The 19,648-nt window shown below is 51.3% G+C and carries 19 protein-coding genes; 5 read left to right on the top strand and 14 right to left on the bottom strand.

Annotated elements, in window-relative coordinates; all coding sequences use genetic code 11:
- Positions 1 to 23: 23 nt before the first annotated feature.
- Both yejM and NAL19_RS08215 read right to left on the bottom strand, forming a co-directional pair.
- Positions 24 to 1,772 carry an LPS biosynthesis-modulating metalloenzyme YejM gene (gene yejM, locus NAL19_RS08210; protein WP_263059380.1) on the bottom strand — a complete coding sequence of 583 codons (1,749 nt, stop codon included), beginning with the start codon at positions 1,770 to 1,772 and terminating at the stop codon, positions 24 to 26.
- A gap of 14 nt (positions 1,773 to 1,786) precedes the next feature.
- The gene (locus tag NAL19_RS08215) at positions 1,787 to 2,017 is read right to left on the bottom strand and encodes a YejL family protein (protein ID WP_263059381.1); all 231 of its coding nucleotides are present in this window, start codon (positions 2,015 to 2,017) and stop codon (positions 1,787 to 1,789) included.
- 235 nt (positions 2,018 to 2,252) lie between these two features.
- Here NAL19_RS08215 and yejK point away from each other — a divergent pair, with 235 nt between their 5' ends.
- The gene (yejK, locus tag NAL19_RS08220) at positions 2,253 to 3,263 is read left to right on the top strand and encodes a nucleoid-associated protein YejK (protein ID WP_263059382.1); all 1,011 of its coding nucleotides are present in this window, start codon (positions 2,253 to 2,255) and stop codon (positions 3,261 to 3,263) included.
- An 83-nt stretch (positions 3,264 to 3,346) separates the two neighbouring features.
- On the opposite strand, the gene NAL19_RS08225 is transcribed toward yejK, so the two are convergent.
- The 4 genes from NAL19_RS08225 to NAL19_RS08240 all read right to left on the bottom strand — a co-directional run bounded on the left by NAL19_RS08225 (position 3,347) and on the right by NAL19_RS08240 (position 7,035).
- A complete protein-coding gene (locus NAL19_RS08225; protein ID WP_263059383.1) occupies positions 3,347 to 4,495 on the bottom strand; it encodes a DUF1624 domain-containing protein in 1,149 nt (382 codons plus the stop codon).
- A gap of 99 nt (positions 4,496 to 4,594) precedes the next feature.
- On the bottom strand, positions 4,595 to 4,879 hold the full coding sequence (gene rplY / locus NAL19_RS08230; RefSeq protein WP_180741325.1) for a 50S ribosomal protein L25: 285 nt from the start codon (positions 4,877 to 4,879) through the stop codon (positions 4,595 to 4,597).
- A 135-nt stretch (positions 4,880 to 5,014) separates the two neighbouring features.
- On the bottom strand, positions 5,015 to 6,793 hold the full coding sequence (locus NAL19_RS08235; RefSeq protein WP_263059384.1) for a DEAD/DEAH box helicase: 1,779 nt from the start codon (positions 6,791 to 6,793) through the stop codon (positions 5,015 to 5,017).
- Positions 6,794 to 6,795: 2 nt separating this feature from the next.
- Positions 6,796 to 7,035, bottom strand: coding sequence for a YecH family metal-binding protein (locus tag NAL19_RS08240; RefSeq protein WP_225087771.1), 240 nt, complete (start codon positions 7,033 to 7,035; stop codon positions 6,796 to 6,798).
- Between the two features lie 209 nt (positions 7,036 to 7,244).
- Between NAL19_RS08240 and rsuA the strand changes: the two genes are divergently transcribed.
- The 3 genes from rsuA (at position 7,245) to NAL19_RS08255 (ending at position 9,897) form a co-directional block, all read left to right on the top strand.
- Entirely contained in the window at positions 7,245 to 7,940 is a 696-nt protein-coding gene (gene rsuA / locus NAL19_RS08245; RefSeq protein WP_225087772.1) for a 16S rRNA pseudouridine(516) synthase RsuA, read from the top strand.
- A 40-nt stretch (positions 7,941 to 7,980) separates the two neighbouring features.
- Positions 7,981 to 9,171, top strand: a complete 1,191-nt coding sequence (locus NAL19_RS08250; RefSeq protein WP_263059385.1) for a Bcr/CflA family multidrug efflux MFS transporter — start codon at positions 7,981 to 7,983, stop codon at positions 9,169 to 9,171.
- 381 nt (positions 9,172 to 9,552) lie between these two features.
- On the top strand, positions 9,553 to 9,897 hold the full coding sequence (locus NAL19_RS08255) for a YejG family protein (protein ID WP_263059386.1): 345 nt from the start codon (positions 9,553 to 9,555) through the stop codon (positions 9,895 to 9,897).
- 39 nt (positions 9,898 to 9,936) lie between these two features.
- On the opposite strand, the gene yejF is transcribed toward NAL19_RS08255, so the two are convergent.
- The 8 genes from yejF to yeiP form a co-directional block, all read right to left on the bottom strand.
- On the bottom strand, positions 9,937 to 11,553 hold the full coding sequence (gene yejF, locus NAL19_RS08260; protein WP_263059387.1) for a microcin C ABC transporter ATP-binding protein YejF: 1,617 nt from the start codon (positions 11,551 to 11,553) through the stop codon (positions 9,937 to 9,939).
- Between the two features lies 1 nt (position 11,554).
- Positions 11,555 to 12,580 carry an ABC transporter permease gene (locus NAL19_RS08265; RefSeq protein ID WP_263059388.1) on the bottom strand — a complete coding sequence of 342 codons (1,026 nt, stop codon included), beginning with the start codon at positions 12,578 to 12,580 and terminating at the stop codon, positions 11,555 to 11,557.
- A complete protein-coding gene (locus tag NAL19_RS08270) occupies positions 12,577 to 13,674 on the bottom strand; it encodes a microcin C ABC transporter permease YejB (protein ID WP_263059389.1) in 1,098 nt (365 codons plus the stop codon). Before NAL19_RS08270 ends, NAL19_RS08265 begins: the two co-directional genes overlap by 4 nt.
- Before the next feature lie 9 nt (positions 13,675 to 13,683).
- Entirely contained in the window at positions 13,684 to 15,492 is a 1,809-nt protein-coding gene (locus tag NAL19_RS08275; protein WP_263059390.1) for an extracellular solute-binding protein, read from the bottom strand.
- Between the two features lie 431 nt (positions 15,493 to 15,923).
- Positions 15,924 to 16,508, bottom strand: a complete 585-nt coding sequence (gene mepS, locus NAL19_RS08280) for a bifunctional murein DD-endopeptidase/murein LD-carboxypeptidase (protein WP_263059391.1) — start codon at positions 16,506 to 16,508, stop codon at positions 15,924 to 15,926.
- Between the two features lie 322 nt (positions 16,509 to 16,830).
- Entirely contained in the window at positions 16,831 to 17,532 is a 702-nt protein-coding gene (locus NAL19_RS08285) for a phosphatase PAP2 family protein (RefSeq protein ID WP_263059392.1), read from the bottom strand.
- A gap of 38 nt (positions 17,533 to 17,570) precedes the next feature.
- Positions 17,571 to 18,572: a CobW family GTP-binding protein gene (locus NAL19_RS08290; RefSeq protein WP_263059393.1), complete on the bottom strand. Its 1,002-nt coding sequence runs from the start codon at positions 18,570 to 18,572 to the stop codon at positions 17,571 to 17,573.
- Between the two features lie 87 nt (positions 18,573 to 18,659).
- Positions 18,660 to 19,232 (bottom strand): elongation factor P-like protein YeiP, encoded by a 573-nt coding sequence (gene yeiP / locus NAL19_RS08295; RefSeq protein WP_263059394.1) that lies wholly within the window; start codon positions 19,230 to 19,232, stop codon positions 18,660 to 18,662.
- A 161-nt stretch (positions 19,233 to 19,393) separates the two neighbouring features.
- Here yeiP and NAL19_RS08300 point away from each other — a divergent pair, with 161 nt between their 5' ends.
- Complete coding sequence (locus NAL19_RS08300) at positions 19,394 to 19,648, top strand: YkgJ family cysteine cluster protein (protein ID WP_205564048.1); 255 nt, start codon at positions 19,394 to 19,396, stop codon at positions 19,646 to 19,648.

Here is a 19,648-nt window from a genome sequence, read left to right on the forward strand (position 1 = left end):
ACGACTGCTTTAGATTTAGGCAGTTAGTTGGCAATAAAGCGTCTTTCGTTCGTTAGTACCTGCAAGAGCAGGGCAAGCTGTGGTTTTTCATCATTCAGCCGATTTCCCGCCATGTCGTAAGCCCGGTAGTTGCCGTTGCCTTCCAACACGATGAGCTGATCCTGCGTTGTGATTATCAGCGTGCCGCCATTGCCGTTAATCAACCACGGGGAGCGTCGTTGGGCAGAGAAGAGGTCTTCGCCCTGTGAATAATCATCCGTGCTGTTTTTAACATGAAGCAGACGCTGCATTAGTGTGGTCATGACGTCCTTGTTGTCCGTCATTTTCGTAATAGTCTGCGCAGGGGTATTCGGCCAATGAACAATGAGCGGCGTTTGCCACTGGGTTCGCACAAAACGTGCCGTATTGCCAGTGTTAGCATTCTGGTTTTGTGCCGTTGTTATGATGACGACGGTATTATCCAGAATGTTTTTTTCCTGCAGGGTGCGAATAATTTGGCCAATCTGGCGGTCAACGTCCTGAATATTTACACGGGCGTTGGTGTCTGTAATTTTGCCATCTGCGGTTTTCGGCGCACTGCTGAGTTCAATGTAAGAGAACCAGGGGGCAGGGTTATTATCGCGGTTGAGCCATTCCTGCCACTGCGTGATGATGACATCGCCGTTTTGCTGCTGTGGTGCAGGCAAGGAGAAATCAGAAAGCAGCGCCTGGCGATAGAGCGGGCTGTTGAAACCGTTCACCGAAAAAAGCCCGAACTGATAGCCCTGCTGGCTTAATGCGGTGATTAACGCTGACGGTTTACGTGCGCTCAGTACGCCATCCATATAGGTCGTCGAGAGGCCGTAAAACAGGTTAAACAAGGCGGCATCTGGCTGCGAACCTGAATCATAATGATCGCTGAAGCGCACATTTTCTGCGGCGAAGCGTGACAGGTTCGGCATGCGATTCTGCATTGCATCAGGTGGGGTATCGTCGATCATCACCATCAGCAGATTGTAGCCGCTGCCGTTATCGCGGAAGGTGATGTTATTAAGCGGGTACTCCACTGTTATGGCTTCAGGATTACCCTGTTGTGTCAGCCGACGCTGATATTCCTGTGCATCCAGCAGACCATGTTTTTCCAGAAACTTGCGGGCTGTCATCGGATAAGACAGCGGCAGATTGGCGCGTTGCATCGTAATCGGGCGATAGAAATTGGCATCGGCCCAAATGTACATCAGGTGCGACGCAAAGAACGCCGAGATGAAAACGCCCGCCAGCGGCTTGCCAAAGTGGCGGCGATTCAGACTGCGTAATTTTTGCCAGCACCAGGTGCCGAACAGCATTTCCACCATGAAAATCAATGGAATGCCAATAAACATCCACTGCCAGTCGCGGGCAATTTCGCCTTGCCCCGGGTTGACGACAAGTTCCCAAACGGTGCTGTTGAGGTGCAGGTGAAACCGTGTAAAGACCTCAACATCCACTAACAGTATCGTCAGCCCAGCCGTTGCCAGCGCCGCAGACAGGAACCTAAGCAGGCGCTGCGACATCACAATAAATGTGAGCGGGAAGATGACGAGCAGATAGGCTGCAAAGACGATAAAACTGAAATGACCGAGCCAGCTAACTAGCGCGTAAATTCGACCGAACAGGGAGGTCGGCCAATCGGCAACAAACAGATAGCGGCTACCCAGCCCCAAAGTGAGCAAAATGTTGAATAAGGCGAACCAGTGTCCCCAACTGATCATCTGGGAGACTTTTTCGCGGTAGCGCTGACGGTTGGTTACCATACGTTGGTCAAAACTTAGTGAGCTTTATCGGCTTTTTTAATCGAAGCCTGTAGGGCTTCAGCGAAAGAACGCGCCATAACCTGACGTTGCGCAGGCGCGATGCTGGTGTTAATCAGGTTTGTCACCATATTACCGAGCACCATCAAAGCAAGATCGGTCGGGGCGTGGTGCTTTTCCAGAACATTGGCCATCTCAGAAAGCAGTTGTTCAACGTGTTCGTCACTATAACGGGATGATTGTGGCATAAAATGGCGTATCTCAAGCTGGTAAAGTCGCTTATCTTACCGTATAGGCTTATGCTTTTCCGCACTTTTATCATTACCGTACTTTTATCCCAAACGGACTTTTATCAATAAACGGAATTTTATCAATAAGTAGTGTAGACGCTTAGCGCGTGTAAGGTATGAAGGGCGGCTTTATGTGTTGCGGGCTGTCCGCATCAGTGTTTGAATACGCTCCTTGCTAAAAGGAGAGTTTATCATGAGTCTGGATATCGCCCAGATTGCCCTGCATCAGCTAATTAAACGTGACGAACAAACGCTGGAAATGGTGTTGCGTGATTCCCTGCTGTCGACCAATGCGGCAGTCGAAGAGATGATGGCTGAGCTGCATCGCGTATACAGCGCCAAGAGTAAGGCCTATGGGCTGTTTAATGAGCAAAGCGAGCTGGCGGATGCGCTGCGAGCCTGTCGCAAAGGCGATGAGGACTTTCTGAGTTTCTCACGCGCTGCCACCGGGCGCCTGCGTGACGAGCTGGCGAAGTACCCGTTTGCCGAGGGCGGTATTGTGTTGTTTTGCCAGTACCGTTATCTGGCGGTCGAGTATTTACTGATATCGGTGCTTAATAGCTGCAATAGCATGCGGGTTAATGAGCAGTTGGATATCAGCACCACGCATTATCTGGATATCAATCATGCCGATATCGTCGCACGTATCGATTTGACCGAATGGGAAACCAACCCAGAATCTACCCGCTATCTGACATTCCTGAAAGGGCGCGTTGGGCGTAAAGTGTCTGATTTCTTCATGGATTTTCTGGCTGCCTCGGAAGGGCTGGACACGAAAGCGCAAAACCGTGGCTTGTTGAAAGCGGTCGATGAATATTGTGATGAAGCGCAGTTAGATAAAAACGAGCGTCAGAATTACCGTCAGCAGGTGTATAGCTACTGTAATGAGCAATTGCAGTCCGGTGAGGAAATCGAACTGGCGTCGCTGTCACAAGAATTACCACCGCTGGGTGAGAAAACTTTTCAGCAGTTTTCAGCCGAGCAGGGTTATGAGCTGGAAGAAAGTTTCCCTGCCGATCGTGGGACATTGCGACAGTTGACCAAATTTGCCGGCAGCGGCGGTGGCATCAGCCTGAATTTTGATGCGCTATTGCTCGGTGAGCGGATTTTCTGGGATCCGGCGACGGATACGTTGACGATTAAAGGCACACCGCCAAATCTGCGCGATCAGCTACAGCGCCGGACGAGCAGCGGCAAGCAGTAAACCTCGTTCCAGAAAACGACGTTGCCCTTTTTCTTATCACCAGGAAAAGGGCAACGACGGTTGATGTCAGGAAACGATAATGGTTAGAAATATTTAAGCCAGCGGATGTCTCGGCGACGGGCTTTTAGGCGGGCAAACGCTTGAACCGGCGAAAATAATACGACCATCAGCAACAGAGTACATCCCCACAATTGCCAGACGGCGGAAAAGCCGAACCACTCTCCCTGATTTTTCCCCCAGACTGCGACGGCGGTTAAATACATGCCTTTTAAAACATACAGATGCAATAGGTAGAAAAACATCGGAGCGGCACCGAAGCTTGCCAGCATAATAAGCCAATGTTTCTGCTGCTGACGTTCAAACACTGCAAGCAGGCAAAGCCCGATACCGAGCGTCAGGCAGAGAAATAGCAACGAGGGCGGATACTTCGTGATGTTGAAATAGCTCATGAGTGTCTGCGTGATGACATCACTCCGCTGCCAGGGTTTGTCACCATACAGATTGATACTGCGCAGAACGAAGAACAGCGCCAGCGTGATACCCGACGCGATGAACAAGACTTTCTGACGCAGAAGCGGAAAAATGCCTTTCCGGTATAGTGCGCCAGCCGTATAACCAAGTGAAATGACACCAATCCAGGGAAGTACCGGATAGGACGTGCGTATACGGAAGGTTTCGCCAGTTTCTATCCAACCGCGATCGTGCAAAATCGCCCAGGGAATGGACCAGATGGAGTCTGCGGAAGCGTGCAGAGGATCCAGCAGATTATGTCCGCCCACGATAACGATGCCGAGTATGAAAACCAAGCTGACAGGTAACCAGATTAGCGCGCTGAGAGCGAGCATGCTCATGCCGATGGCCCAGATGACCTGTAAATAGATAACCTGTGGCGGGAACTGCAACGTCCACGCGAAGTTGATCAACGTGAGTTCAAGAAGAATAAGAATTAAGCCGCGCTGGAACAGAAAGAGGGCTGTTTGTCGGCGATCTTGTACTTTCTGATGGTAAAGCGCGGCAGAGAGCCCGGTTAAAAAGACAAACACGGGAGCACACAGATGTGCCAGCGTACGGTTGATGAATAGCATGGGGTCGGTGCTGGTTACATCAATCGGATCGGTGAGTTGCAGGTGCAGATAAAAGGTTTCCCGCACATGGTCTAGCAGCATAAGCACCATCACCAGACCGCGTAGGGCATCAATAGCGATAAGCCGCTGTGGGATATCACGAGACATGTTCACATTCCTTTGCGAATTAGCTAATTTTTATAAAAAAAACGCCGCATAAGCGGCGTTCTTCTTTTCCGGCGTCCCGGAAAACAACTTCAGCGCGAACTAAACGCGAACGAAGTCGATGTGAGTCAGTTTTGGCTTGTAAACGTGACGTTGTACAGCCTGAACTTTAACTTGTACTTCTTTGCCATCGATAGACAGAGTCAGTGCAGTACCGTAGAAGCCTTCTTTCGCTTCCTGGTTTTTCACTGAGTCGTGATCCAGTTCGATAGAAACTGGTGCTTCTGAACCACCGTAAACGATGGCTGGGAATTTACCAGCGGAACGCAGGCGGCGGCTCGCACCCTTACCCTGATCCTTACGTACTTCTGCTTTGATAGTAATCATTTTATTCTCTACTTATATAAAGTAACCCTGCTACAGGCGACCCAGCAGCAGGCGGGGTTATTCAGCTTTTGCGAACAAAAGCGGGCTGAATTCTAGCGGAATATGGTTCTGCGGGCAAATGAATCTCGGAATTACTTAGCCGCGTAGCTCATTGGCGCGGCGGAAGTGCCCCTGATAGTCAAAGAGCTTTTCACGGATTTGCCAGAATTTTCCGTGTTTGCGGGCGACGATAAAATCGGGGGAGCGCAATAACGCCTGTTGCGTGATAACGTCGACGGCATGCTGCCAGTTAAACGGCGTTCCCGGTGCGCGCTGATGAACGCGCAAGAACTGTTGCAGGAAAACGTGGCGCTGCGCGGTGGAATGCAGGCGAAAACGTTCGCTCACTTCGGCACCATCCTCATCGTGGTAGATGATTTTCAGCCATTCTCCTTTTGCATCTTGCCCCGGCTCGAAGCTCATGCCGCTACAGCGTAAAACTAACGCATCTTTCAGCTTCAGCGCCGCTTTCAGCATATCGTCGGGATCGACCAACACCTCGTTACACTGGTGGCAGCGCCGCGCCGCGATATCGTTTTCTGCGCCGCAGTGCGGGCAGACTTTAAACCGAAACCGAAAATCACACTGCTGGCGCTGGCCGTTTTCCGCCGTTTCCCAACCCTGACAGCGACGACCATAGTGTTCGATGATATCGCCGTCTGGGGTGGTTTTGCCCCAGAACAGGTTAGCAAAGCCGCATTCAGGGCAGAAAACTTGCACTGGCTGGCTACCCGTATGCGGCTTGCTGTTGCCGACTTCCGGCGTATAGAGATCGTGGGGGTTGCCGGCGTAATCCAGTATCAGGCAGTCCGTTTTTCCTGGATAGAGGCGTAAACCGCGTCCGACGATTTGCTGATACAGGCTGACGGATTCTGTCGGGCGAAGGATGGCGATAAGGTCAACATGCGGGGCGTCAAAACCGGTTGTCAGCACCGCCACATTGACCAGATATTTCAGCGACTGCTGTTTAAAGGCGTCAATCAACGCATCGCGTTCGGCTGCTGGCGTATCGGCGCTGACCAATGCCGCCTGCCCAGCCGGCAACAAGGCCGTAATTTCTTTGGCATGTTCGACGGTGGAGGCGAAAATCATCGCACCGCGCCGTGTTTGCGCATAATCAATGACTTGGTTGATGATGTGCGGCGTAATGCGTTGCTGACGTTTGAGTTCAAGATTCAGGTCAGCTTCGCTGAATAGCCCGTTGCTGCGGGCAACGAGCTTGCTGAAATCATATTGCACTACCGGCATATCCAGCCTGTCAGGCGGCACCAGAAAGCCATGTTTGATCATATAGCGCAGCGGTAGCTCATAGATGCAGTCGCGAAATAAACAGCGCTCGTCGCCACGTATCATACCGTGATAGTGATATTGGTATATCCAGCCTTTGCCAAGCCGATAAGGCGTGGCGGTTAAGCCGAGTAGCCGCAGCTGTGGATTGGTTTTTTGTAGATGCTGGATGATTTGTTGATATTGGCTGTTATCGTCATCGCTAATACGGTGACACTCATCAATGATCAACAAAGAGAACGCATTATCGAACTGGTCGAGGTTCCGTGCGACAGACTGTACGCTGCCAAAAACCACTTTCCCCTGACTGTCTCGCTGTTGCAGCCCGGCGGCGAAGATATCCGCATCCAGCCCCCAGGCGCAGTATTTGGCATGATTTTGCGCGACCAGTTCTTTAACGTGCGCCAGCACCAGAACACGGCCGCGAGCAAGTCGCGCCAGTTCGGCGATGACCAGGCTTTTCCCCGCACCGGTAGGTAAAACGATAACGGCCGGTTGGGTATGGCGGCGAAAATAGTCGAGGGTGGCGGAAACGGCCTCACGCTGGTAAGGCCGTAGTGTGAACGAGACAGACGGTGTGAACGACATAATTAGTGCTGACAGATTTTACTGGCGCTGGTGGTAAAGCCCGCATCGTGCGGAATAAATTTTCCGCGTTCAGCCAGAAACTGTACCAGCATCGGGGCCGTCATATTCTCGGCGGAGCAGGTATGAAAACGCGCCTCGCTGCCAAAGCGCGCTTCTATCGTGCTAATCAATTGTTCGGTAGTAAACGACTCACCGGACGCGAGCATCATTTGCAAAACTTCATGACCGTGAATAGATGACATAGCGTTGCCCTTAAAAGAGAGAAATTGCCCCTATTATGCCTGTTGACAATACACCGTGCGAGAATGTGCAACCCGAAGGTGGGCTAAAAGAGCCACTTATGGGCGGTGAATTGCAGGACGCGCGAACAAACCCCCGTTATACTACGATCTCATCATTTGTGGTCTCATGATTTGAGACTGGCAGTATTTGAGACAGGTAGTGAGTTTTAATGCGATTGGACAAATTTTTATCCCAGCATCTGGGAATCAGCCGTTCGCTGGTGGCGCGTGAACTGCGCGCGCAGCGTGTTACCGTCGATGGCGACGTGGTGAAAAGCGGTGCTTTCAAACTCTCCCCCGAGCATAACGTTGAATTTGATGGCAATCCGCTAGAGCAGCAGAACGGTCCGCGCTATTTCATGTTAAATAAGCCTCAGGGCTATGTCTGTTCAACGGACGATCCCGATCACCCGACCATTCTGTATTTTATGGATGTTCCGGTGGCGCACAAACTGCATGCGGCGGGGCGACTGGATATTGATACCACGGGGCTGGTGCTGTTAACGGACGATGGACAATGGTCGCATCGTATTACCTCGCCTAAGCATCAGTGTGAAAAAACCTATCTGGTAACGCTGGAGCAGCCGCTGGCCGAGGATACCGCCGCGCAATTTACCGCCGGCGTACAGTTGCATAACGAGAAGAGCCTCACTAAACCCGCTACGCTTGAGAAAGTGACGGATCATGTCGTTCGACTGACGATTAGCGAAGGTCGCTATCATCAGGTGAAAAGGATGTTTGCTGCGGTGGGGAACCGGGTCGTGGAATTACATCGCGAACGTATCGGCGACATCTGGCTGGATAGCGAACTGGAACCGGGGGAATTCCGCGAATTAAGCGATGATGAGATCGCCAGCGTGACATGATTTTGCTCAGAACGACCTTCTTTCTACTCTGGAGTTATTAGTGCAATTACGCCGCTCTTCTCATCTTGGGCTGATCTTTATTCTTGGCCTGATTTCGATGCTAATGCCGTTAGCCATCGATATGTATTTGCCTGCATTACCAACCATTGCTAACGAGTTTGGCGTGGGGGACGGGCACGTTCAAATGACGCTCAGTACCTATGTGCTGGGCTTTGCGATTGGCCAGATGTTCTACGGGCCAATGGCGGATAGCCTGGGACGCAAGCCGGTGATCCTCGGGGGGACGCTGGTTTTTGCGTTTGCAGGCGTGGCCTGTGCGTTAGCGCAAACGGTCGAGCAGCTTATCTACATGCGCTTCCTGCATGGTGTTTCTGCCGCGGCCGCTGCGGTGGTGATTAATGCCCTGATGCGCGATATGTTCTCGCGGGATGATTTTTCTCGCATGATGTCGTTCGTCGTGCTGGTGATGACGGTCGCACCGCTCATTGCGCCGATTGCTGGTGGCTGGTTGCTGCTGTGGTTTAGCTGGCATTCCATTTTCTGGACGATCTCTGGCGCAGCGTTTCTGGCAGCCGCGCTAATTTTCTTTTTTATCAAAGAAACGTTACCGCCTGCGAAGCGGCAAAAATTTCATCTGCGTACCACTATCGGGAATTTTGCCATCCTGTTCCGCCATAAGCGGGTATTCAGCTATATGGTGGCAAGCGGCCTTTCGTTTTGCGGCATGTTTTCTTTCCTGAGCGCCGGGCCATTTGTGTATATCAACCTGCATGGCGTGTCGCCTCAGAATTTCGGCTATTACTTTGCTTTGAACGTCGTCTTTCTGTTTGTGGTGACGTTGTTTAATAGCCGCAATGTGCGCCGGCTAGGCGCGCTGGCGATGTTCCGTGCGGGGCTGGTGATCCAGTTTGCGATGGGAATATGGCTAGTGATTGTCTGCCTGTTCGATCTCGGGTTCTTACCGCTGGTATTTGGTGTCGCGCTGTTTGTCGGCTGTATTGCCATGGTTGCATCGAATGCGATGGCGGTTATTCTCGATGATTTCCCTCACATGGCAGGGACGGCGTCGTCGCTCGCGGGCACGCTGCGCTTCGGTCTTGGCGCGATGGTAGGCGTTATCCTATCGCTGGCCTCATTCAACAGCGCCTGGCCGATGGTGCTATCGATGGCCCTCTGTTCGATTGGTGCGTTTCTGCTGTACCTGTACGCAAGCCGCTCGGCTGCGTCCTGATTCTCCCTTCTTATCAGATGCAGGAAAGGTGTTCCTGCATCTGAGTCTGTTTCTTCTTTCCCTGTTTTCTTTCTGACGGCGATACCTTGTCATGGTTTTTTGTTTTGTGAATGTAAAATATTTGACCCAAAAGTGAACGAGTGGGTTAAAAAGGGTTGAGATATTAAATGGAAAAGGTTACATATAGCCGGAAAAGAAGAAAGATTCGTGATCAATTTGGCATTAATAATGCTTGCAATCAGGCTTGTTAGCCACTAACACGATATGAAAAAGGTGTGTTTGTTGTTTTTTTGTTCACGAAAGGTGGCAAGAAATGGTGTGAACACGCTACTATGATAAATATGTTACTATTTTGTGAATTATTACCTGAGGAAAACAGTAGTGGACAGTTTCCAACTTTCGGTAGTTCATCGTTTGCCGCAAAGTTATCGCTGGTTATCGGGTTTTGCAGGTGTCAATGTTGAACCGATTCCGCTGAGCGGCAGAGAAGAAGATAATAACCTGATTGGCCTCAAGCTTCTGAGCCATGACGGCGATATTGCATGGAAAATCATGCACCAGTTGCATCAGTCTCTGTCTGAAATTCAGGTTGAATGCGCCGTTCTGGAATGGGAAGGCGAACCGTGCCTGTTTTTACATCGCAATGATGAAAGTACGGCAATGTGCCGTCTGAAGAACGTCGGTGTCGCTATCGCTGAGTCCGTATCGGCACAATATCCCTTTTAAACCGCAGCGTCAGCAGACTGGCGCTGCGGTATTCCCGCATTATGCCGACGGTGTTTCCGTTGTGTAGGATGAAAACTGTAGTAATTCCCGTGTGTAATGTTCGGCAGGGTGCGTGAATACCTGTTTACATTCACCTTGCTCAACCACTTCGCCTTGTCGTAGCACAATAACCTGATGGCACAGTGAGCGGATAACCTGCAAATCATGGCTGATAAACAGGTAGGCGATTTTGTGCTTGTCCTGTAATGACTTCAGCAACGCCAGAATTTGCGCCTGAACCGTTCTGTCCAGTGATGATGTCGGTTCATCAAGGATCAGCAGCTCCGGTTGCAGTATCAGGGCGCGAGCGATAGCGATACGCTGACGCTGACCGCCAGAAAATTCGGAGGGATAGCGGTAACGGGTCGCAGGATCCAGCCCAACTTCCTGCATCGCCTCAACCACGCGCTGGTCTCGCGCCTCTTTGCTTAACTTGTGATGGACGGTCAAGCCTTCTGCAATGATTTGCTCCACATTCAGCCGTGGGTTCAGCGCGGAGTTCGGATCCTGAAAGACAACCTGGATCCGGCTGCGGAAAGGTAAGAGCTGCTTGCGGGTGAGTCCTTGTAAAGGCTGACCGTCAAACCAGATATCACCACGTGAGTGAATCAGGCGCAGCAGCGCTAACCCGGTTGTGCTTTTGCCGGAGCCGGATTCTCCCACCAGACCGAGACTTTCGCCGCGTCGCAAGGTGAAGTTGATATTGTTCACTACCTGCTTTTCGTCAACGGTACGGCGCAACAGGCCGCGTTTGATGGGAAACGAAACCTGTAGTTTTTCCACTCGCAGGAGTGGCTCACCGTCATCCTCGACTGGAAGCGGTTCGCCTGATGGTTCTGCATCCAGCAATTGGCGTGTGTAAGGGTGTTGCGGTGCGCTGAAAAGCTGCTGACAGCGATTATGCTCCACGGCCTGACCGGCTTTCATGACCGATACGCTATCCGCTAACTGACGGACAATATTCAGGTTATGGGTGATGAACAGTAAACTCATCCCCAACTCCTGTTTCAGCTCATTCAGCAATTTCAATATTTGCGCCTGAACGGTCACGTCCAGTGCCGTTGTGGGCTCATCGGCAATCAGCAAATCCGGCTGTGTCAGCAACGCCATCGCAATCATGACGCGCTGGCGTTCCCCGCCGGAAAGCTGGTGCGGAAAGTCGTTCAACCGGCTTTTCGCCTGCCGAATCCCTACGCGATCCAGACAGGTGATGACTTCGCTGCGGGCTGCCTCGGTACGCATCCCACGGTGGAGCGACAGCACTTCAATCAGCTGTTTCTCAATGCTTTGCAGAGGATTCAGCGACACCATCGGCTCCTGAAAGATCATTGCGATCCGGTTGCCGCGTATCTGACGCAGTGTTTTTTCATCAGCATGCAGCAGCGATTGTCCGGCGAAGCGGATATCCCCCTGTGGATAGATGACGGGCGGGGAAGGGAGCAAACGCAAAACCGACAGCGCGGTGACGCTCTTACCCGAACCTGATTCACCGACTAGCGCCAGCGTCTCACCCACGTTCACCGCCAGCGACAACTGATCGACGACGCGTTGCTCCTGATCGCCTTTGCGGAAGGCAATGCTGAGATTATCTATCTGCAATAAAGGTGAACTGGACATATTAATGCGCCTTGCTGGGGTCAAAGGCGTCGCGCACCGCTTCGCCAATAAAAATGAGTAAGGAAAGCACGATGGAGAGCACCATAAACACGGTAATGCCCAGCCACGGCGCCTGAAGGTTATTTTTTCCTTCCAGCAATAAGGTGCCTAATGACGGCGAGCCCATCGGCAGACCAAAGCCGAGAAAGTCCAGCGATGTCAGCGTGGTAATCGAGCCGCAGAGAATGAAGGGCAGATAAGTCAGCGTGGCAACCATCGCGTTTGGCAGCATACAGCGGAACATAATGGCGCGATCGCTGACTCCCATCGCCTGTGCGGCGCGAATATAGTCAAAATTTCGGGTACGCAGAAATTCTGCTCGCACCACACCAACCAGGCTCATCCAGCCGAAAAGGACGGTAATCGCTAATAGCCACCAGAAGTCTGGCTGAATCACGCTGGATAGCAGGATAATGAGAAATAATGTCGGCATGCCGGACCAGACTTCAATAAAGCGTTGTCCCCATAGGTCGAGACGCCCGCCGTAATAGCCCTGTGTCGCCCCGACGGCGATACCAATCACGCTGGACAGGATTGTGAGCGCCAGACCGAACAGCAGTGAGATACGGAAGCCATACAGTACCTGCGCAACCACATCTTTCCCCTGGCTGTCCGTGCCCAGCCAGTTCTGCCAGTCTGGCGCCGACGGAAAGGATGCCGTCGTGGCGTAGTTGATGGTGTCGTAGCTGTAGTGAATCAGCGGCCAGATAGCCCAGCCGTGGCTGCTGATACGCTCGGCGATATAAGGATCGCGGAAGTCAGCGGTGGTATCTAACTGTCCGCCGAACGTCCTCTCGCTGTGATCAATGAGAACCGGCGTATAGAACTCACCGTCATATTTTGCCAGCAGCGGTTTATCATTGGCAATGAGTTCGGAAAACAGGCTGACGATAAACAGCACCATGAAAACCCACAGCGACCAGTAACCGCGACGATTACTTTTAAAACGCGCCCAGCGCGCCTGATTAATCGGGCTTAAGCGGCTCATTGGCGTCCCTCAAAATCGATACGCGGATCTACCAGCGTATAAGTCATGTCGCTGACGATGTTCAGCAGTAAGCCGATCAGCGTGAAGATATACAGCGTACCGAACATGACGGGATAGTCACGTTGCAGCGTCGCGTCATAGCCCAACAGACCCAACCCGTTGAGGGAGAACATCACCTCAATCAGCAGCGAACCAGTAAAAAACATACTGATAAATGTGGCAGGGAAACCGGCGATCACCAGTAGCATCGCATTACGAAACACATGGCGGTAGAGAATGCTCTTTTCATCCAGCCCTTTAGCGCGTGCAGTAACCACGTACTGCTTGCGAATCTCATCCATAAACGAGTTCTTGGTGAGCATCGTTAAGGTGGCAAAACCGCCAATCACGGAAGCCAGAACCGGTAACGTGATATGCCACAAATAGTCGGTAATCTTGCTGTACCACGGCAGGGTATCAAAATTGCTGGAAACCAGCCCGCGTAGTGGGAACCAGTCCAGATAACTGCCCCCCGCGAACAGCACAATCAAAATGATCGCAAATAAAAACGCCGGAATGGCATAACCGATAATAATTAACGTACTGCTCCAGGTATCGAACGGCGTGCCGTTCTTTACGGCTTTCTTGATGCCAAGGGGAATGGAAATCAGGTAGACGATCAGCGTACTCCACAGCCCCAGCGTGATGGAAACCGGCATGCTTTCTTTAATTAATTGCATCACCGAAGAACCGCGAAACAGGCTGTCGCCGAAGTCAAAGCGGACATAATCCCACAGCAATTTAAAATAGCGCTCATGGATCGGTTTATCGAAGCCATAGCGTTTGGTGATTTCTTCGATCACTTCCGGGTCGAGCCCACGAGCTCCCCGGTAGGCGTTCTCGATATTGGGTGTGCCGCCGGTGCCAGTACGTGCCATACCGGCATCCATTCCGCTATTGGCGGTAAAACCGCTGCCATGCCCCATTTCAATGGCTGCTATGGCCTGATCGACTGGCCCACCGGGGGCAATTTGTACAATAAAGAAGTTAATCGTGATAATCGCCCACAGGGTTGGAATGACCAGCAGGAGGCGGCGTAATAGATACGTTCCCATTTTGATTCCTTAACGTCGCTCTGCGGGCAGCGTAGCCGCCTTTTGGTTATCGAACCACCAGCCGTCGAAGCCCAGCGAATAAGCCGGGCGCACAGCGGGCATAGCAAATTTGTTCCAATAGGCGAAGCGGTCATGATTGGAATACCACATCGGAATCATGAACTGGTTCCAGGTCAGTACTCTGTCCAGCGCGCGCCCCAGCGAGAGCAGCGGCGCTTTCTGCCCTTGATGCTTAACGATTTCCTCAACGAGAGCATCAATCGCGGGATCGCTGACGCCAGGTCTGTTATAGGTCGAGTCGATGTATTGTGAGCTCCAGAACATTTGCAGGTTGTCACTGGGGTAGAGAAACGCGCTGTAAACCGTTGCCGTCATATCGAAGTCCCGCTTACGAATACGGCTGTTGAACTGGGTGCTGTCGATATTACGCACGTTCATGGTGATGCCCAGTTTCTTCATGCTCTGTTGAAACGGCAGGACATACTGTGAGTTGCCCGCGCTTGGCAGCAGCAGCTCAAACGTAAAGGGTTGTCCGGTTGTGCGATTCACCAGTTGTTGATTTTTCAATTCCCAACCGGCTTCTTCCAGCAGCTTGAGTGCCTTAAGCCAGTTTTGGCGGTCATAGCCGCTGCCGTCGGAGGAGGGCGGTTGGTAGCTGGGACCAAAGACTTCGGCAGGCACCTTGTCCTTAAGCGGTGTTAGCCAGGCGAGTTCTTCTGTGCTGGGTTCGCCTTTGGCGGCATAGTCGGTGTTTTGGAAATAGCTGTCGGTACGTTGATAGGCGTTGTAATACAGCGCCTTGTTCATCCAATTGAAGTCAAAGGTCAGCGTTAGCGCCTGACGGACTCGGCGATCCTGAAACAGCGGTCGTTGGATATTGAATGCCAGCCAGCGTGTATCCTGTGCGGACTGATTTACCTGATCCTGTTTGATGATATAGCCGCGTGCAAAGTTGCCGCCTTGATATTGCGTCGCCCAATTCTTTGGTGACCCTTCCTCGCGCAGATCGAAGGCACCGGCTTTAAAGGCCTCCAGCGCGACGCTGTCGTCCAGATAGTAGTCGTAACGAATGCTATCGAAATTGTACTGACCTTTATTTACCGGTAGATCTGCACCCCAATAATCTTTCACGCGTGAATAGGTGACATATTGGCCGGTACGATAGGCGGTGATGCGGTAAGGGCCACTGGCGGGTGGTGGGTACGATAGTGGCTCGCTGAGTTTATGATGCTTCCAGAACTTCTCCGGCATGATGGGCAATGTCATCAAACTGAACATGCGGTTTTTGTCGGAAACCGGAAAATCGAAGCGTACGGTTAGCGGTGCAACGGCTTTCGCGGTGACATCTTTAAAATAGATGCGGAATTGCGGCACGCCCTGCGTCATAAACATATTGTAGGTGAACGCGACGTCGGCTGCGGTGATCGGTGACCCGTCATGAAAGCGGGCTTTGGGATTCATGTCGATCTCAATCCAGCGGAAATCCGCTGAATGGCGTGTTGTCAGGGCAACCAGTGGATAATAACTGCCGGGTTCGTCATCAGAGGAAACAAAGAGCGAATCATAGAGGCGTTCAGTGCGCGCCGCTGCCACGCCGCGTAGCGCGTAGCGGTTGAAATTGTCAAAGGTTCCTAGTGCGCTGAGCGTGATGCTACCGCCTTTGGGCGCATCGGGATTCACATAATCAAAATGGCGGAAGTTCTCGGCGTATTTGGGCTCCCCCAAAAGTGCAAAGCTTGTGCTGTTTTCAATCGTTTCGGCATGCAGCCCAAAATGGGTTGTGCAAAGCAATACGGCAGCGATAACGCGTTTTAACATCTGACGGTAATCTCCTGCGAGCGGATGTTATCGGGTTGGGGATCGTCTGATGCAGACGTGCCATACCGTAACGTCAACAACGCCGATTTTCTCGGCATAAAGTTCTTGAAATAATTAACATTCCCATCGGGAAGCGGTGTGTTTTCTTTTTATCATGAAATCAGGTGATAAACCTACTTTAATCACGGCTTGTTAATGTTTCAGGTTGTTGAGTGAGTCATATTTTGCGCAGTGCGCCGCAAAAGGGGGAAAATGTGAGCAGGATTCGGGCAAAACAGGCATAAAAAATTTCCGGGAGAAATTTGTAACGTTGCGTTAGCAACGGCCCGTAGGGTGATGGACAAGGATGTCCATCATAAAAAAACGCCGCTTATTATAGCGGCGTTCATGTCGTCTCGTTTCGTTGGCTACAGCAAGGGAGCAGATATTGATTAGCTGGTCTTCGTTCCTTTACTCAGAACACGGCGTCCTTCCTGATAACGCTTATTCCAGTAGTCTTCCGTCATTTTAGAAATGATGACGCCGCTGCTGGTTGAAGCGTGGACGAACTGATCGTTGCCGAGGTAAATACCAACGTGGCGTCCGGTTGAACCCGCACGGAACAGAACAAGATCGCCAACGCGCAGTTTATTACGCTGAATTTTCTGGCCCATCTCTTGCTGTTCATAGGTTGAACGCGGTAGATCCATACCAAACTGTTCGCGGAAGGTGCGCTGAACGAAAGCTGAGCAGTCAATGCCACCGCGACTATCACCGCCTAAGCGATAACGAACGCCTTTCCAACTGGCATATTGGTTGAGTAATTTGGACTTGATGTCCACATTACGCACTAATGCTTCAAATTCATCCTGAGAGGCTTGCAGTAAAAGACTATCTTTGTCATTAACTGCACGCATATCAGTTTGAGCTTTATGGTTGTACGCACTGTTACTTCCACATGCGGAGAGCATCATTGCCACCGCGACGGCAGGCACTGCCCGCCAGATATATCTCAGAATCGGTTGAGACTTGACCATTATTGTTATGTTCCCTTGCTGTCCTTAACGATAAATATCGCTATGTAGTATCCCCATTTCACTGGGGTATAAATGCCAAACGAAAACGAGACTCAGACTAAAACAGAGTTTCTTCTTAGCCAAACACTCATCGGCGAAAATGTGTCGGAATGCACATTATTTCTCTTGCCGCTGCTAGTTCAGTATGTGCTAAAAAGCAAACTTGAACGAGACTACCGCAACAGCAGCAGGATTGCGAGAAGTTTTAACTATTTTATTTATAAGATTTAATGATGTGTTCAGCTAAAAAATGTCGATGTAAAAAATCTGAAATCATAGGAATTTATACTGTCGATTTTTTAGGTAATAGTCGGTTTAACAGGGCAATAGCGGCATCGCTTGCTGGCGTTAATAGCCACCAGCTCAGGCCGACCAAAACAACCGAGAGCGAACCGACTGCAATATCGGTAAACCAATGCGCGCCAATCATGATGCGAGGTAATGAGAAAATTACCATGATGGCCAGACCGATAACAAAAGCGGTGCGGGTGAAATAGCGCAGCATAAAAGCGGCAAAGATCATCAGCATCATGCCGTGGTCGCCAGGGAAACTGTCTGATGAAGCATCTTTGGTCGGAATACCGGTTAAATCTGAAACGCGGTTGACGTCGCTAAAATAGAGCGTCGGGCTGGCGTGTTGTACGGGTAATAAATGTCCTGCCTGATTCAGCACCACGGCGGTTAGCAGCATGATAAAGCCAATGATCAGCAAACGGCGGCGCTCTGTGGGCGTGGCTTTCAGATAAAATGACAGATACAACAAGCCCATCGCAATGAGCGCACAGCCGTCAAAGGCGCGATTGTTGGTGATGGCAACCAGATGTAAAAATGCTGGGCTATCGACTAAGAGACGATTGAAATAGAAAAAGATATGGCTGTCGAGCGTTAGCCAAAAACCATGATCTTCCAGCAAATACCAGGATAAGAACAAACCCATGCCCAAGGCATTGAGCACTAAAATAGAAGAAAGACGAGCAAAAGACATAAGGCAAAGCATCCAAATAAAGACGAAAAGACTCCAGTTTAGTCTACGTTAGCTAAACGAGCCTTCAACAATGAGGCTTGTAACGTATTCCATTCTGCTGGTGTTTCATTGATGATTTCGATACGGCTATCAATCGGTGCCGTTGATCGGGTTTCTATGTGAAGATCGTGTCCCTGACGGTTAACGACGAGTGTCCCTTCCTTTATACGCATCACCCCTTTAACCCGGCTTACGGGAGAAAGACGAACCCAGTCCAGCAGGGCGGCAGTGTCAAAAGCGGTTTCAGGTGCGAATATCCAGCCGCAGGCGTGATAGCCTTGTCCCTGATTGAGTGAACGTCGCCAGGATTGTCCACCCGGTAATTGCAGTGCGGCCAAACCGTTCGTTGGCTTATGTGAATGGTGGTGGACGCCATCTGGAAGTTCGCGCACACGGTTTTGCGATGAATGGTGTTGCGGTTGGTCGAGCAGTTGTCGGTTAATGTTTCCCTGACTGGCCTCGATAATGTGGCGACCCTCGCCGCTTGCCTGCTGCCACAACTGCAAGGCTGCGAGATCGTCGGCGGTATAGGTATCACGTTTGTTGGCGATAATGATATCCGCGGCGGCAAGCTGATCGCGGAAGTTCTCATTTTCTGTGTAACGTGTTTCACTTAACTGGCGTGCATCCAGCAGACACAGCGTGGACTGTAATGTCAGCCAGGGCTGATAGATGTCACTTGTCAGCAAGGAGAGAATTTGTTTCGGGTGACCGAGCCCTGTAGGTTCGATGAGCAGACGGTGGGGCTTTTTTTGTTGCAGCAGCATATTCAGGCCAACCTGCATAGGCAGACCGTTCACGCAGCACATGCAGCCACCGGGAATCTCTTTCAACACGGCGCCGCTGTCCGCCAGTAGTGCGCCGTCAATGCCGATTTCGCCGAATTCATTGACCAGTACCGCCCAGACTTCATCTTCCGGCTTTTGTGACAGAAGATGGCGGATCGTGGTGGTTTTTCCACTTCCCAGAAACCCCGTAATCAAATTGACTTTTGTTAGCATGGTAGGCTCCTCTGTATGTGGAAGGTTTACGTGTGCCGGACGTCTCATCCGGCGACAGGTATCGCGCTGACAGCGCGAGGTATTTTATTAGTCTGCGCGACCCATATAGCGACGTTCTGGGATGTGAATACGGATTTTTTCACCCGCGCTCAGGTATTCTGGCACCGGAATAGTCAGGCCCGTGCTCATGGTTGCAGGTTTGTTGCGTGCACTGGCGGAGGCGCCTTTAATGCCCGGTGCGGTATCAATGATTTCCAGATCCACCGTTTGTGGCAGTTCCAGCGCGATGATCTGGCCGTCCCAGCTCAATACCTGAATGCCCGGCATGCCGCCTTCAGGGATAAACAGCAGTTCTTCTTCTATTTGATCTTTTTTGAAGAGGTAAGGGGTGTAGTCCTCATCATCCATAAAGACGTATTCATCGCCGTCAATATAAGAGAAGGTGACCGTGCGGCGCGTCAGCGTGATGGTGTCGAGAATATCATCGCCTTTAAAACGCTCTTCCACTTTCAACCCCGTGCGCACGTCAGAAAAGCGCATTTTGTACAGTGTGCTGGCACCGCGGGCGCTGGGGCTCTGGACGTCAATATCCTTTACCAGCAATAACTTGTCGTTATAGTTAACGACCATACCGCGTTTAATCTCGTTCGCTCTTGCCATAAAAATTTCCTGCTATAGGGAGTGTGATTTTTGTGGCGACACGTTACTCGCGCCGGAGAATTCAGGCAAGCATAAGATACGTGGTCTTATATTGGTTTTTGGTAGAAGGGCTGTTATCGTGGCGCTCTCTATCTTTTGTCAGCCCACCGGAGAGTTTGCTGATGGACTGTCGCTCCCATTGTGGTGCTTGTTGTACCGCGCCATCGATTTCGACCCCCATGCCGGGGCTACCGCACGGCAAGCCCGCGAACACGCCCTGTATCCATCTTGATGACGCGATGCGCTGCGGATTATTTCATTCACCGTTGCGACCCGCGGTTTGCGCAGGGCTACAGCCGCGCGCAGATATGTGTTTCAGCCATCGGGATGAGGCGATGATTTACTTGCTCAAACTGGAAGCCGATACGGCACCTTAA

Origin of the sequence: Pectobacterium sp. F1-1 (genome assembly GCF_025643735.1) — a bacterium.
Lineage (GTDB): Bacteria > Pseudomonadota > Gammaproteobacteria > Enterobacterales > Enterobacteriaceae > Pectobacterium > Pectobacterium colocasium.

Bases quoted from the DNA above. Each gene is read 5' to 3' on its own strand.
- mepS (WP_263059391.1), bottom strand. From the start codon at position 16,508: ATGGTCAAGTCTCAACCGATTCTGAGATATATCTGGCGGGCAGTGCCT.
- NAL19_RS08300 (WP_205564048.1), top strand. From the start codon at position 19,394: ATGGACTGTCGCTCCCATTGTGGTGCTTGTTGTACCGCGCCATCGATT.
- yejK (WP_263059382.1), top strand. From the start codon at position 2,253: ATGAGTCTGGATATCGCCCAGATTGCCCTGCATCAGCTAATTAAACGT.
- NAL19_RS08225 (WP_263059383.1), bottom strand. From the start codon at position 4,495: ATGTCTCGTGATATCCCACAGCGGCTTATCGCTATTGATGCCCTACGC.
- NAL19_RS08235 (WP_263059384.1), bottom strand. From the start codon at position 6,793: ATGTCGTTCACACCGTCTGTCTCGTTCACACTACGGCCTTACCAGCGT.
- NAL19_RS08285 (WP_263059392.1), bottom strand. From the start codon at position 17,532: ATGTCTTTTGCTCGTCTTTCTTCTATTTTAGTGCTCAATGCCTTGGGC.
- NAL19_RS08275 (WP_263059390.1), bottom strand. From the start codon at position 15,492: ATGTTAAAACGCGTTATCGCTGCCGTATTGCTTTGCACAACCCATTTT.
- rsuA (WP_225087772.1), top strand. From the start codon at position 7,245: ATGCGATTGGACAAATTTTTATCCCAGCATCTGGGAATCAGCCGTTCG.
- NAL19_RS08265 (WP_263059388.1), bottom strand. From the start codon at position 12,580: ATGAGCCGCTTAAGCCCGATTAATCAGGCGCGCTGGGCGCGTTTTAAA.
- yeiP (WP_263059394.1), bottom strand. From the start codon at position 19,232: ATGGCAAGAGCGAACGAGATTAAACGCGGTATGGTCGTTAACTATAAC.
- rplY (WP_180741325.1), bottom strand. From the start codon at position 4,879: ATGATTACTATCAAAGCAGAAGTACGTAAGGATCAGGGTAAGGGTGCG.
- NAL19_RS08240 (WP_225087771.1), bottom strand. From the start codon at position 7,035: ATGTCATCTATTCACGGTCATGAAGTTTTGCAAATGATGCTCGCGTCC.
- NAL19_RS08215 (WP_263059381.1), bottom strand. From the start codon at position 2,017: ATGCCACAATCATCCCGTTATAGTGACGAACACGTTGAACAACTGCTT.
- yejM (WP_263059380.1), bottom strand. From the start codon at position 1,772: ATGGTAACCAACCGTCAGCGCTACCGCGAAAAAGTCTCCCAGATGATC.
- yejF (WP_263059387.1), bottom strand. From the start codon at position 11,553: ATGTCCAGTTCACCTTTATTGCAGATAGATAATCTCAGCATTGCCTTC.
- NAL19_RS08270 (WP_263059389.1), bottom strand. From the start codon at position 13,674: ATGGGAACGTATCTATTACGCCGCCTCCTGCTGGTCATTCCAACCCTG.
- NAL19_RS08290 (WP_263059393.1), bottom strand. From the start codon at position 18,572: ATGCTAACAAAAGTCAATTTGATTACGGGGTTTCTGGGAAGTGGAAAA.